Raw genomic sequence first — 13332 nt, 5'->3', positions numbered from 1 at the left:
CGCCACGGGCGGCCTGTCAGGGTCGGGCCCCCGGGTCCCTGGGCACAATCCTGGAGCAGAACGACCGCACCACACCGGGATCGGGGGACACGGTGGCATCGACGATGGGCACAGGCGCGCCGGCCGACGCGACGGACACGGCCGAGCAGACGGGGAGGGGCGGGGCGCCGCCACCCGATCTGGAGCTCCTCGTCCACGGCGTCGGCGGGACCACGCCCCCGGAGATGCTGGACGATCCGCGCACCACCCGGGTCACCGGCGACGAGACCGCGGGGGTCTACCGCAGGGTCGAGGACGCCGACGCCGAGGACCGCCCGCAGGACTACCGCGAGCGCCCGGTCCCCGAGGCGTATGTCTGGTGCAATCTGACCTCCGGCAACAGCTCCCGCGCCCTGTGGCTGCTGTTACTGCCCTTCATGATCGCCAACCTCGCCCACTGGATGCGGCCCGCGGCCGACCGGAGCGAGCGGACGGTGCGCACCTACGGCCTGTTCGTCCGGCTGGTCGCGCTCAGCCTGACCGTGCTGCTGATCGCCGGGGCCTGCGAGGTGGCCCTCGACCTGATCGCCTGGCAGTGCGCGGGCTCGGACGACTGCTCGGGCGATACGTCCTGGCTCGGCTTTCTGTCCCCGGGGAACCACGGCTGGTGGAGCCGGCCCGGCCGCCGGCTCGCGCTCGCCGCGCTCCTGCCCGCTGCGCTCACCGGGCTGCTGTGGTACCTGTCCAACCGCACCTGGAGCGCGTACGAGTCGCAGCCGCCGATGGAGCGGCCGGTGGACGAGTCCGCGCCCGAGGCGGGCAACCGCCCCGCGCTGTGCCTGCCCGGCTTCTGGTACGGCCGCAGGCTCGTCGCCCGGCTGCGCGCCGCGCACACCGCCGCGGGCTTCCTCACCATCGCGGCGGCTGTGACCGCGGCCACCACCACCTACGACCGCGAGCCCGGCGGCAGCGGCATCCTGGAGGCCCTCGGCTGGGCGCTGCTGACGCTGCTGGTCCTGGGCGCGATCGCGGTGGTGTTCGTGGTGTGCCACCGCGGCCGCAGTGAGACGACGGTCGACGGAAAGCTCGACCGGGTCACCGTCACCGCGCTGCCCGGCGCCGCGCTCGGCGTGCTCGCGCTCTCCGTCGTGCACGCCGGCTGGTCCCGCCCCGGCTGGGTCTCCGGCGGAAAGCTGCCCGGCAACCAGACCTTCTGCGTCATCGCCATAGGGGAGGGGGTGCTGATCGTCGCCATGGCCGTCTGCGCCCTGCTCCTCTACCGGGCCGCGCCGCGGGGCCGGACGCCGCTGTACGGGCTCGCCGGACCCGCCGTCGCGATGCTCGCCTGCGGGCTCGGCGCGGTGCTCTCCGGCGGCGTCGCCCAGCGCATCGCCGACTGGCTGGACGGCGGCGCCACCCCCGGTGAGGGGACGGGCGTCGCACCGCCGGTCCTGCTGTCCTGGCTGGCCACGGCCATCCCCGCGATACTGCTCGTGCTGCTCGGCCTGGCCCTGATCTTCACCGCCCGGGTGTGGCGGGTGCGCAACCGGCTGCTCCCCACCATCATGGACGGCTATCCGGGGGAGCGGCCCGACGCCGTGCGCACCCGCCGGATCGCGGGCACCATCGCCCGCGCCGGGCTGACCGACTCCACCCCGTGGCTCGTCGGCCCCGTCTCCCTGTTCATCCTGCTGCTCGGCGGTCTCGCCGTCACCGGGGCCTGGCTCACCAAGGAGGTCCCGGGCCGGGCCGCCGAGGACACCCCCGGCATCGTGGACGCCGCCGCCCAGACCGCGCAGGCACTCGGCTCCTGGCTGATGGGGCTGGCCTTCCTGGCGCTGGTCACCTGGGCCCGCCGCGCCTACCGCAGCCCCGCCGCCCGCCGCACCATCGGCATCCTGTGGGACGTCGGCACCTTCTGGCCACGCGCAGCCCACCCCTTCGCGCCCCCGTGCTACGCCGAGCGGGCGGTCCCCGATCTGACCTGGCGGATGGAGACCTGGACCCGTAAGTACGGCGGCCGGCTCGTCATCTCCGGCCACTCCCAGGGCAGCGTGCTGGCCGCCGCCGCGGTGTGGCAGCTGGATCCACGGACCCGCGGCCAGGTGGCGCTGCTGACCTACGGCTCACCGCTGGAGCGGCTCTACGGGCGCTGGTTCCCCGCCTACTTCGGCCCCGCGCAGCTGCTCTCGCTCCATGGCGAGGTGCGGTGCTGGCGCAATCTGTGGCGGTACACCGACCCGATCGGCGGCCCCATCCGGCTGCCCGACGGCACCGGGCCCGAGGTCGACTGCGGCGCGCTCAAGGATCCGCTCGCCTACGGCCGTACGCCCGAACACCCGCTGCCCGCGCCGATCCTGGGGCATTCGGAGTACCAGGCCGACCCCGCCTTCGCCCGGGAGCGGGCCGGACTGCTGGCCCGGCTCCCGGAGCAGAAGTGCTCGCCTCCGCGGGAAGCCGGTCAGATCAGCTCCGGCAAATCCTCCGGATAGAGCAGGGTGAGATCGTCTGTGGTCGGGTCGGTCAGCTGGGCGACCCGGCCCGCGTGCCGCTCCACCATCGCCTCGAAGGTCTGCCGGGCGGTGCGGCCGTTGCCGAACGCCGGGCCCTTCGGAAGCGCCGTGAAGTGCTTCAGCAGCGCCTCGGCCGCCCCCTCGCCGATCCGGTACTCATGCTCCTCGGCCTGCTGCTCGACGATCCGCAGCAGCTCCTCGGGGGCGTAGTCGCCGAAGGTGATGGTGCGTGAGAAGCGGGACGCCACACCGGGGTTGACGGACAGGAACCGCTCCATCTCGGCGGTGTACCCGGCGACGATGACGACCACCGCCTCCCGGTGGTCCTCCATCAGCTTCACCAGGGTGTCTATGGCCTCGCGGCCGAAGTCCCGGCCGGAGTCCTCCGGCGAGAGCGCGTACGCCTCGTCGATGAACAGCACCCCGCCGCGCGCCCGGTCGAACGCCTCCTGGGTACGGATCGCCGTCGAGCCGATGTGCTCGCCGACCAGATCGACCCGGGAGACCTCCACCAGATGGCCGCGCTCCAGCACCCCGAGGGAGGCCAGGATCTCGCCGTAGAGCCGGGCGACCGTGGTCTTGCCGGTGCCGGGGGAGCCGGTGAAGACCAGATGGCGGCGGGCGGAGGCGGCCTTGAGTCCGGCCTCCTGACGGCGCCGGCCCACCTCGATCATGTCGGTGAGGGCCCGCACCTCGCGCTTGACGCTCTCCAGCCCGACCAGCGCGTCGAGTTCGCCCAGGACGGCCGGGGACGGGCGGACGGCCACTGGTGGCTCGGCCGGCGCCGGGGTCTGGACGGCGCGCTGCGCGGGGACCCCGCCCAGGAGCCCGCCCGTCGCGGTGGCGGTCTCCACGGCGGGCGTGGTGGCGGCCGGCAGGCCCGGTACGCCGGGGGCGGCGAGGGCCGTGGTCGCGCTCTCGTCGCTGGTGCAGTCCTCGACGACCGGGCCGGTCTCCGAGAACTCGTAGCCGCCGCGCGCGCACCGCTCCGTACGGCACCGGGTCAGGGTGGAGCGGCAGCCGTCGATGATGTGGAAGCCATAGCCCCCGCTGCCCGTCACCCGGCAGCCGTTGAAGGTGCCGCGGCCCTCGGCGGACACATAGAACCCGGCCTCCGTCGGCCCGGAGACCGTGGTGCGCTCGACCGTCGGATCGGCGCCCTTGGTGACGATCACCCCGGTCGCGGCGCCGTCGATCGTGCAGTTGGCGAGCGTGCCGCCGCTGCCGTGGTCGCGGAACCACGCCCCGGTGGCTGCCTCCCGGATGCGGCAGTCGTCCAGCTGGGCGGTGGCCCCGTCGCTCACCGACACCGCGGTGTTGCGCACCTGGGACAGATCGCTGTCGACGACGTCGACGCGCGAGCCGCGGTCCAGGACGAACAGCGCGTCCGGTACATCGCGCAGCCGGCACGAGTCGAGGACGGCCGTCGCGCCGTCGCTCACCCATACCGCCGGATAGTCGCCCGTGCTCTCGTGCAGCTCGCACTGGTTGGCGTCCACCCGGGTGCCCGGGTCCCACACCGACAGCCCGTTGCGCCCGAACCGGCGCACCGTCGAGCGGGTCATGGTCAGCACCGAACGCGACCTCAGGTCCACCGCGTTCTCCGGGACGTCATGGATCTCGCAGTCGGCGAGGGTGAGCACCGCGTCGGTGTCCAGATTCACCCCGTCGCCCGTCGTGCGGTGCACCCGGCAGTCGGTGAGATGGCCGGTCGCGCGCGAGGAGACCTGAACCCCGGCGCCCCTGATCTCGTACACCTCACAGCCGATGGCCTCCAGCGAGCTGCCCTCGCCGGTCAGCGAGAGCCCGGCGCCGGAGGTGTGGTGGATACGGCAGCGCTCCAGGCGCGGGCGGCCACCGCCGCGGACCGCCACCCCGGACTGTCCGGCCGCCACCACCTCGCACTCCTCGAACACCCCGCCCGCGCCGTCCAGCACGCTGAGCCCGATGCCCGCCGGATTGTCCACGGTGCAGCGCCGCACGGTCGGCCGGGCGCCGCCGCGCACCTCGATGCCGACCGCCGAGCGCGTCGCGACCCGCACATCCGTCAGCTCCGGAGTACCGTCCTCGACCAGCAGCGCGGGGGCGGCCGAGTCCTGGCCCTCGACATGCAGATCCTGAACCACCGCGGACGCGCGTATCGTCAGGGCGACTCCGTCGGCCGGCGCGATCCGCACCGAACCGCGCGAGGAGCCCTCGGGGCCACGCAGGGTGACGGCCCGGCCCACCACCAGATTCTCGCGGTAGGTGCCGGGCGAGATGGAGAGGACATCGCCGTCCCCGGCGGCCTCCAGGGCCGCCGTGAGGGAGGCGTACTCTCCGGTGCGGCGCCGCCACCGCGACGTTCCGCTGTGCGTCACCTGGACGACCGAGCCCTGTGCCATGGTGCTGTTGTGCCCCCACCTCGTGGTCAAGCCGGATGTGCGCGACTGTGGCGCTGCGCATGTGGATGCCCCACCGTAGCGTGCGCGCGGCGCGAGGAGTTGACCTCCCCGTGAGGCCCACCTGGACTTGGTGTTCTTATGACAATGGACCCGGTGGCCATATGACAAAACGTATACGTACGCTGTGCGAGGTATCGGCGCGTCAGCTGTCGGCGTCCGCCCGGCCCCAGTCCTGACCGGCCCGCTCCCATGCGATGTCCCACTGCGCATAGCGCCGGCGCATGAGCCGCCATACGACCAGCCGCCGGGCGCCGTCCACCAGGCCGGCCGTCGCCGCGCCCGCGCCGATGCCCGCCAGCACGGCGTGGGTGGTGGCCGTGGCCGTGTCGAGGGGGCGGCTCATCGGGCGGCCGTGGCCGTCGGTCCACAGGTGGAACCGCTCACCGGGGTCGGCGCCGGGGTGGGTACCGAGCGCCCCCACGTGTCTGCTGCCGTCGGGCCCGGTCCAGTGGGCGAAGACGCGGCGGTGGGCGTCCGAGGCGGTGGCGGTCTCGGGGTCGGAGTCGATGGGCGGATGGGGCAGCACCTTCACCACGGTCGCCGAGATCAGGTGGCGCTCGGCGCGCTGCTCGCGCGCGGCCTTCACCAGCGCCCCCTGGGCGAGGGACCCCGTGGCCCAGCCGACGGCCGGGGCGGCGAGCAGGATGATCAGCGCCGCGATCAGCGCCGCACACGACTCCACGACGTCGGTCTTACGGCGCAACGGATTGTGCCGCCATCGCCAGAGCCCCCGGATCATTCGCATGTGTCACGCACCCCCTTCCCCGTCCGTGAATACCGCATAGCGGGCCGGATATGCGCTCATTCGGTGAAGAGAGAGCAATATCACGGGGTCAGGTCCTTCCCGGGACCGGCGGGCCGTCAGCGGCCGGCGGCACGCGCCAGACCAGCCGCGTGCCGCCCGCCTCGGGCGCCTCGATGTCCAGCGTGCCGCCCAGGAGTTCGGCCCGGGAGCGCATATTCACCAGCCCGCCGCTGGGAGTGGCGCCGCCGAGGCCCACGCCGTTGTCCGTGATCGTCAGGGTGATGTCGGCGCCGACGGTGAGCCGCACATCGACCCGCTGCGCGTGGGCGTGCCGCACGGTGTTGCTGAGCGCCTCGGCGAGCACCGCGAGCACCTGATCGCCGGTCTCGTCCGGCACATCGGTGTCGACCGGACCGTCCATCAGCAGCGAGGGCGCGAAGCCCAGCGCGTCCGATGCCGACCTTACGGCTTTCACCAGACGCCGCCGCAGACCGGTGGGCTCGCCGTCCTCGTCCCCGACCGCGCGCAGGGCGAAGATCGTGGAGCGGATGATCTTGATGGTCTCGTCCAGGTCGTCGACAGCCCGCCCCACCCGCTCGGCCGCCTCCGGGCGCTCGATCAGCCGGCCCGCGCTCTGCAGCGTGAGCCCGGTCGCGAAGAGCCGCTGAATGGCCAGATCGTGAAGGTCCCGTGCGATCCGGTCGCGGTCCTGGAGCAGCGCCATGTGCTCGGACTCGGCGCGGTGCCGGGCCAGTTCCAGCGCGAGCGCCGCCTGGGCGGCGAAGCCGGAGAGCAGATGGACCTCGTTGTCGTCGAAGGGCGGCCGCCCGGCGAGCCGGTACAGCCGCAGCGCGCCCGAGGAACGTTCGTTCGCCACCAGTGGTACGGCGACCAGCGGGCCGAACTCGCTCTCCTGGGCCGGCAGCGGCCAGGACCGCGCCCGGGAGTCGATCCGTACGTCCGTGGCGACAGCGGGGTGTCCGGTGCGGGCGGCGAGCCCGGCCAGCGAGCCGTCGGACGGCACCACGAGCCCTTCGATGCGCTCCGCGTCATGCCCCTCGGCCACCTCCACCACCAGGGAGTCGGTGCCCGCGGCGGGCAGCAGGATCGCCGCCGAGTCGGCCAGGGCCACCTGGAGGGCGAGCCGGGCGATCAGGCTCAGCGCCTCGCCCGACGGGGTGCCCGCCAGCAGCGTACGGGTGATGACGCCCAGTGCCTCGAGCCACTGCTCGCGGCGGCGGCTCTCGTGGTACAGCCGGGCGTTGTCGATGGCCACCCCGGCGGCGACCGACAGGGTCGTGAGCACCGCCTCGTCATCGGGATCGAACTGGGCGCCGCCGCGCTTCTCGGTCAGATAGAGATTGCCGAAGACCTCGTCGCGGACCCGGATCGGCACCCCCAGGAACGACCGCATCGGCGGATGGTGCTCGGGGAAGCCGTGGCTCGCCGGATGCTCGGACAGATCGGTCAGCCGCAGGGGCTGCGGATGGCGGATCAGCTCCCCGAGCAGACCGTGGCCGCTGGGTAACGGGCCGATGCGGTGCGCCTGTTCCTCGGATATGCCCACCGGCAGGAACTGCGAGAGCCGGTGCCGGTCCACCACGCCCAGCGCGCCGTACTCCGCGTCGGCCAGCACCACCGCGGACTCCACGATCCGCCGCAGCACCTGCTCCAGATCCAGCTCGCGGCCCACGCTGAGCACGGCCTCCAGGAGGTTGTGCATCCGGTCCTGAGTGGCCCGGGCGGCGTCGAGCCGCGCCTGGAGCTCATCGAGCAGCTGGTCAAGCCGGAGTTGGGGCAATGCCGGATGGCGCCCTTGATGCCCGGTGCCCGACACGTGCCCTCCATACCCCTATGCGCCCCTCACCAGCAGGGTAGCCGGGGCCGAGTCCCGTCGTGACGGCCATCGGCGGAACTCGGCCAGCGGCGGCTGGGGGCGAGCCGCAGGGGCGCGCCGCTGTCGTCGCGCCGCAGTCGTAAGGGAGGGCGCGCGGAGGCCCCTCGGGTACCCATCCGGTTTGGGGTGCCCCCGGCCCCCGGCTGGGGGCACCTCCCAGCGGTAGCTGGGGGCGAGCCGAAGGGGCGCGCCGCTGTCGAAAGGGAGAGCGCGCGGAGGCCCTTCGGCTTCCCATCCGGTTTGGGGTGCCCCCGGCCCCCGGCTGGGGGCACCTCCCAGCAGTGGCTGGGGGCGAGCCGCTGTCGTCGCGCCGCAGTCGTAAGGGCGCGCGGAGGCCCCTCGGGTTCCCATCGGTTTGGGGTGCCCGGCGGCGAGTGAGCCGAAGGGGCGAGCCGCTGTCGAAAGGGAGAGCGCGCGGAGGCCCCGAGGAACGAGGGGTCGAGCACGGTCGACCGTCGACAGTGGCTTGAGCGCCCCGGAGGCGAACCGAGCCCTAAAAGAGGCGAACCGAGCCCTTAAAGAGAAGCAGGCACCACTGCCACCGGGCACCGCGCGTGGTGCAGTACGGCGTGATTGACGAGCCCCAGCTGCATCCCGAAGTGCCCCTGCCGCCGCCGTGCCCCCACGACCAGCAGATCGGCGTGCGCGGAGGCGTCCAGCAGCGCCTTGCGGGCGGGCGCCTCCACCGGGCGGTGCGCGACCGGAACCGGTGGGAGCCCGGCCGCCGCCGCGCCGCCCAGCGCCTCGTCCAGCAGCTCCGCGGCGTGCTGTCCATGGTCCTCGCGCGCCCCGTGGTCGTCGGCGCCCGCGCAGCGCCACGCGTGCACCGCCTCCAGCTCGCTGCCGCGCAGCCGCGCCTCTCGGAGGGCGAACGCGACGGCGGCGGAGGGCGGGGCGGGCTCGTGCTCACCCGGGCGCTCGCGCTCGGCGATCCCCACGACCACCCGGTTCATCTCGCCGCGCATGCTCTCCGGGCGGCCGCGCACCACGACCACAGGGCAGTGCGCCCGGGCCGCGATGCCCAGCCCCACCGAGCCGAGCAGCAGGGAGGCGAACTCACCGCGCCCGCGCGATCCGACGACCATCGCCTCCGCGCTCTGCCCGGCGCGCAGCAGGGCCGTGACCGCGTCGTCGGCCGCCAGATCGGTCATCACCTTGACGGCGGGTGCGCGCCGCCCGGCCCGTTCGGCCGCGGTGGCCAGCACCGTCTCGCTGTGGAGGCGCTCGGCGGGGCGGTCGGCGGCGGTCTGCGGGATGTAGCCCTCGTACCGTTCCCACAGGGAGGCGTGCACGATGCGCAGCGGCAGCCCGCGCCGCCCGGCCATCCCGGCCGCCCAGTCCAGTGCGTCGGAGGCAGCGTCCGAACCGTCGACCCCGACGACCACGGGAAGTTCCACCGTGCCTACCGCCTCTCATGTCGGCACATGGATGTGTTCCTTGCCTATTGTCCTGCCCAGGCGGTGGCCGAGGGATCCGGTCGACGGTCTCCGGGTCGGTTTCAGCGCAGCCTCATGGCGAGCGTCACCACGGCGCCGACGGCCCCCGCGCTGATCACGAGCCGGTCGGTGACCAGGCGGGTCAGCCACAGCCCGCGGCCGTTGGTCGCGCCGTCCAGGCCGGGGAGGATCTGCGGGATGACGTCTTCGGAGAAGCCGGGGCCGGAGTCGCTGATCCGGCACTCCAGCTCGTCGCCGACCCGCCGCAGCAGCAGGGAGCCGGTGCCGCCCGCGTGCTCGATGGCGTTGCTGGCGATCTCGTCGACGGCCAGCACGAAGTCGCCGCGGCGGGACTCGCTGAGCCCGGCCAGGGCCGCGCACTCCTCGACCTGCACCCGCAGCCGGGGCAGCTCGCGGGCGGTGAAACGGCGCAGGAGCAGGTGTTCTCCGGCTCGATCGGCGGACCGACGACGAGGGTCGGCTAGCACCAGTGCCTCCCGTTGGTGACAAGGACGAGCGACATCACAGGGTCGGTGAAGCAGCCGAGGGTACGGGGACCAGCCCCTCATCATGGATCGCGACCATAAATGACGTGTCATATCAGGAACGTGACCGGAAATGGGTAAGGGTGAGTCGACACCTGTTTATCGGCGTATCGCTTGGGATCGACCGCCTCTCGCACGCACGGTCATCGCTGAGCGGCGAGGGGGGAGAGGAAACGGCAGAGTGAGGACATGATGGGACTTCTCGGCGCGCTGAAGACCGACCACCGCGAGCGGCTGATGGCCCTCGCCCGCGACGTGTCCTTCCCGTCGGGCGGCCGCATCTTCGAGGAGGGCCGCAAGGCCGACCATTTCTGGATCATCCGCACCGGCGCGGTCACCCTCGATCTGCATGTCCCGGGCCGGCGGGCCGCGGTGATCGAGACCCTCGGCCCCGGCGAGCTCATCGGCTGGTCCTGGCTCTTCCCGCCGGACACCTGGCATCTGGGAGCGGAGGCGCTCAGCCCGGTGCGCGCGCACGAGTTCGACGCCGAGGCGGTGCGCCGGCTGTGCGACGAGGACCCGGAGCTCGGCTACGCCCTCGCGCTCGCCTGTGCCCAGGTGATCGGGCGCCGGCTGCAGAGCGCCCGCACCCGGCTGCTGGACCTGTACGGGCCGTACGCCGGCGGCATGTCGCCGTGAGCGAGGGCGCACCGCGTACCGTCGTCGCGCCACACGGGGGCCGAATGGCCCCTTATCGCTTCCCGCGGCGGGACGTAAAGCTGGGCAGCCGGACGACCGGCGCCCCGTGCGCCATGGAGGACTGCAGTGCCCGAGACAGCCGACCCCGCCGGGTCCGACGCCGCCGAGCCGGCCGAGCCCATCGGGGTGTTCCTGCTCGACGACCACGAGGTGGTGCGGCGCGGACTGCGTGACCTGCTCGACGCCGAACCCGATCTCCGGGTGGTCGGCGAGGCGGGGAACGCCCGCGAGGCCATCGCCCGCGCCCCCGCCGTACGGCCCCGGGTCGCGGTGCTCGATGTGCGGCTCGGCTCCTCGGGCGCGGGCGGGGACCACGAAGGCATCGAGGTCTGCCGGGAGCTGCGGGCCCGGCTGCCCGGACTCGCCTGTCTGATGCTCACGTCCTTCGACGACGACGAGGCGCTCTTCGACGCCATCATGGCCGGGGCCGCGGGCTATGTGCTCAAGCAGATCAACGGCTCCGACCTGGTGTCGGCCGTACGGACGGTGGCGGGCGGCCGGTCCATGCTCGACCCCGGCGCGACCGCGCGGGTGATGGCCCGGCTGCGCGGTCCGCAGCCCAGCGGGCCCGTCGAGCTGGAGCGGCTGTCACCGCGCGAGCGGGAGATCCTTCAGCTCATCGGCGAGGGGCTGACCAACCGCCAGATCGCCGAGCGGCTGTTCCTGGCCGAGAAGACCGTCAAGAACCGCATCTCCTCGATCCTGTCGAAGCTCGGGGTGGGACGACGCATTCAGGCCGCGGTCATCGCCGAGCGGATCAGGGAGCGGGAGACGGGCCAGTAGGCCCGGGGCTGCCGGAGCCGGCGCCTGAGGGGCGCGTATGAGGGGGAGTTGCGCATCGCGTGGAGCGCGAGGCCGGCTCCCCTTCCGGCCTCGCACCCCACGCCGGGTGGGCGGGGCCGGTCATAGCGCTCGTCACCGCAGTCTCGTCACCGCGGTGGAGTGAGAGTCCGGTCCGCCCCCGGTGGCCGGGATGGCTCGCGGAACTGTTCGGTCCGGCATCGCGGTGCGCGTACCCGCCCGCGAGGGGCCGAACGGCCCTCAGATCAGAGGCCCGTCAGGTCAGGGCCCCTCAGGTCAGGGCCCCTCAGGTCAGGGCCCCTCAGGTCAGGGGCCGGATGGGAATGTCCCATCCGGCCCAGTCCTTCCCATGGCTGGGGCCAAGCCCCGGCCGCGCACCTCCCGAAAGAGTTCAGTAGCCGCCCCCTGGCTGCGGCGGTCGGCCGCCCGGGTACTGCTGACGCCCGTACGGGTCCTCGTACGGCGACGGCGCGGGGGCCGCCGGACGGGGCGCCGCGGGGCGCGTCATCGCCGGGCGCATCGCCTCGTATCCCATCGGCGCGGCCGGGTTCTGGCGCGGCTGTTGTTGCTGCTGCTGCGCCCCCGGGTAGCCCCGCGGCCCCGTCGCCTGCGGCGGGATGTACGGGGCGTGCGCCTGCTGCAGCCCGGCGGGCTGCGGCATGGGCTGCTGATAGCCGTGCGGCGGGGGCTGGTGGGAGGGGCCGGGCGGCAGCGCGGGAAGCGCCGAGGGCAGCGCTGGAAGATGACTTCCGGTGTCGTATGCGGAGGGCACCCGGATGGGTGCGATCTGCGGTGTTCCCCGCTCGGCGACGAGGCTGTCGTAGATGGGGGTGTCCGGGAAGGACGGCGAGGAGTAGTAGCCGCCGCCGTAGGTGCTGCGGGGGGAGGTCATAGACCATAAGTTAAGCCCACCATGTGCTCATTGGGGAGTCCGGTAGGAGGGTTGTTTTCAGTGTTCGGAGCGGTCGTGTATCACCAATCAGAGCGAACCCGGGAAAAACGGTCGTCAGGGTACGTTGAGATCGTGTAAAGAGCGGGTTTTCAGAGGGTTACCCGCGGTTCAATGGACGCGTCCCGAGGGGTGCGTCCGGCGGCCGAGTGACCCGGTGACCGAGTGAGACGGGAAGGCAGGGGGAAACAGGATGGCGATGCGCAAGGGCAGCAACACGCCGGTACCGGCGGCCACGGTGCGGATCGAGCTCGGCTGGCGCACCGGCCCCGGGGTGCCGGACATGGACGCCTCGGCGCTGCTGCTTGTGTCCGGAAAGGTCCGTTCCGACGCGGACTTCGTGTTCTACAACCAGGCGGCGCACTCCTCGGGCGCGGTGCGCCACGAGGGGAAGCGGACCGCGGGTGACGCCGTGACGGACACCCTGTCGGTGGACCTCGACCGGGTGGAGCCCCAGATCGAGACGGTGGTGCTCGCGGGGTCCGCGGATGGCGGAACGTTTGGGCAGGTGCCCGGTCTGCATATCCGGGTGGTGGACGCGGCGGGCGGCGCCGAGATCGCCCGCTTCGACAGCGAGGACGCCACGGTGGAGACCGCCTTCGTCCTCGGCGAGCTGTACCGCAGGCAGGGCGCCTGGAAGTTCCGCGCCGTCGGCCAGGGCTACAGCAGCGGGCTCGCGGGGCTCGCCACGGACTTCGGCATCAGCGTCGACGAGCCGCAGCAGACGCCGGCCCCGGCCCCTGCTGCTCCTGCCCCGCCGCCGGGTAGGGCTCCGTATACGGCGCCGTCCCCGTACGCCGCCCCGGCGCCGGTCCCCGTGCCGCCCGTACCTCCTCCACCGTCCGGGCCGCCGACGGGGTCGTACCCGCCCCCGCCCTCCGCCGTCTCCACGCCGTTCCCGCCGCCCGCGGCTCCGGCGGCCCCTGCCCCGGGTCCCGCGGCGGCCCCGGCGCCCGTGAGCCTCAGCAAGGTCACGCTGACCAAGGAGGCGCCCGCCGTCTCGCTCAGCAAACAGGGCGGCACCTCGGGCGCGATGCGCGTCAACCTCAACTGGCAGGTGCACAAGCAGTTCAAGGGGTGGGGCGCCAAGCTCGGCAGGGCCATGGCCATGCACAGCGATCTCGATCTCGACCTCGGGGCGCTGTTCGAACTCGCCGACGGCAGCAAGGGCGTGGTGCAGGCGCTCGGCAACTCCTTCGGCTCCCTGCACCAGCCGCCGTTCATCCAGCTCGACGCCGACGACCGGACCGGTGCGCGGGCGGACGGTGAGAACCTCACCATCAACCTCGACCACAAGGAGGCGTTCCGGCGCATCCTCGTCTTC

At 73.2% G+C, this 13332-nt stretch carries 10 protein-coding genes; 4 read left to right on the top strand and 6 right to left on the bottom strand.

The window, feature by feature from the left end; translation table 11 throughout:
• Positions 1 to 224: 224 nt before the first annotated feature.
• Positions 225 to 2471 (top strand): hypothetical protein, encoded by a 2247-nt coding sequence (locus tag ABZS71_RS18390; RefSeq protein ID WP_355848891.1) that lies wholly within the window; start codon positions 225 to 227, stop codon positions 2469 to 2471.
• Here the strand turns inward: ABZS71_RS18390 and ABZS71_RS18385 are convergent.
• From ABZS71_RS18385 to ABZS71_RS18365, 5 genes are all read right to left on the bottom strand, one after another.
• The gene (locus tag ABZS71_RS18385; protein ID WP_356211261.1) at positions 2441 to 4876 is read right to left on the bottom strand and encodes a right-handed parallel beta-helix repeat-containing protein; all 2436 of its coding nucleotides are present in this window, start codon (positions 4874 to 4876) and stop codon (positions 2441 to 2443) included. The genes ABZS71_RS18390 and ABZS71_RS18385 overlap by 31 nt on opposite strands.
• 202 nt (positions 4877 to 5078) lie before the next feature.
• Positions 5079 to 5681, bottom strand: coding sequence for a hypothetical protein (locus tag ABZS71_RS18380; protein ID WP_356211259.1), 603 nt, complete (start codon positions 5679 to 5681; stop codon positions 5079 to 5081).
• Positions 5682 to 5769: 88 nt separating this feature from the next.
• Positions 5770 to 7518 (bottom strand): GAF domain-containing sensor histidine kinase, encoded by a 1749-nt coding sequence (locus ABZS71_RS18375; protein WP_356211257.1) that lies wholly within the window; start codon positions 7516 to 7518, stop codon positions 5770 to 5772.
• Between the two features lie 575 nt (positions 7519 to 8093).
• Positions 8094 to 8975 carry a universal stress protein gene (locus ABZS71_RS18370; RefSeq protein ID WP_355848688.1) on the bottom strand — a complete coding sequence of 294 codons (882 nt, stop codon included), beginning with the start codon at positions 8973 to 8975 and terminating at the stop codon, positions 8094 to 8096.
• 101 nt (positions 8976 to 9076) lie between these two features.
• A complete protein-coding gene (locus ABZS71_RS18365) occupies positions 9077 to 9502 on the bottom strand; it encodes an ATP-binding protein (RefSeq protein WP_355848686.1) in 426 nt (141 codons plus the stop codon).
• A gap of 246 nt (positions 9503 to 9748) precedes the next feature.
• Between ABZS71_RS18365 and ABZS71_RS18360 the strand changes: the two genes are divergently transcribed.
• Both ABZS71_RS18360 and ABZS71_RS18355 read left to right on the top strand, forming a co-directional pair.
• A complete protein-coding gene (locus tag ABZS71_RS18360) occupies positions 9749 to 10198 on the top strand; it encodes a cyclic nucleotide-binding domain-containing protein (RefSeq protein ID WP_355848683.1) in 450 nt (149 codons plus the stop codon).
• A 126-nt stretch (positions 10199 to 10324) separates the two neighbouring features.
• A complete protein-coding gene (locus tag ABZS71_RS18355; protein WP_356211254.1) occupies positions 10325 to 11041 on the top strand; it encodes a response regulator transcription factor in 717 nt (238 codons plus the stop codon).
• Between the two features lie 409 nt (positions 11042 to 11450).
• Here the strand turns inward: ABZS71_RS18355 and ABZS71_RS18350 are convergent, their stop codons facing one another.
• The gene (locus tag ABZS71_RS18350; RefSeq protein WP_355848677.1) at positions 11451 to 11951 is read right to left on the bottom strand and encodes a DUF6643 family protein; all 501 of its coding nucleotides are present in this window, start codon (positions 11949 to 11951) and stop codon (positions 11451 to 11453) included.
• A gap of 256 nt (positions 11952 to 12207) precedes the next feature.
• Between ABZS71_RS18350 and ABZS71_RS18345 the strand changes: the two genes are divergently transcribed.
• On the top strand, positions 12208 to 13332 hold a 1125-nt coding region (locus tag ABZS71_RS18345; protein ID WP_356211456.1), incomplete at its 3' end, for a TerD family protein.

The organism is Streptomyces sp. NPDC005393, assembly GCF_040606675.1.
Classification (GTDB): domain Bacteria; phylum Actinomycetota; class Actinomycetes; order Streptomycetales; family Streptomycetaceae; genus Streptomyces.
The sequence above is the reverse complement of the archived record's forward strand: the minus strand, read 5'-3'. Positions and strand labels throughout refer to the sequence as shown.

Bases quoted from the DNA above. Each gene is read 5' to 3' on its own strand.
- ABZS71_RS18350 (WP_355848677.1), bottom strand. From the start codon at position 11,951: ATGACCTCCCCCCGCAGCACCTACGGCGGCGGCTACTACTCCTCGCCG.
- ABZS71_RS18385 (WP_356211261.1), bottom strand. From the start codon at position 4,876: ATGGCACAGGGCTCGGTCGTCCAGGTGACGCACAGCGGAACGTCGCGG.
- ABZS71_RS18380 (WP_356211259.1), bottom strand. From the start codon at position 5,681: ATGCGAATGATCCGGGGGCTCTGGCGATGGCGGCACAATCCGTTGCGC.
- ABZS71_RS18360 (WP_355848683.1), top strand. From the start codon at position 9,749: ATGATGGGACTTCTCGGCGCGCTGAAGACCGACCACCGCGAGCGGCTG.
- ABZS71_RS18390 (WP_355848891.1), top strand. From the start codon at position 225: ATGCTGGACGATCCGCGCACCACCCGGGTCACCGGCGACGAGACCGCG.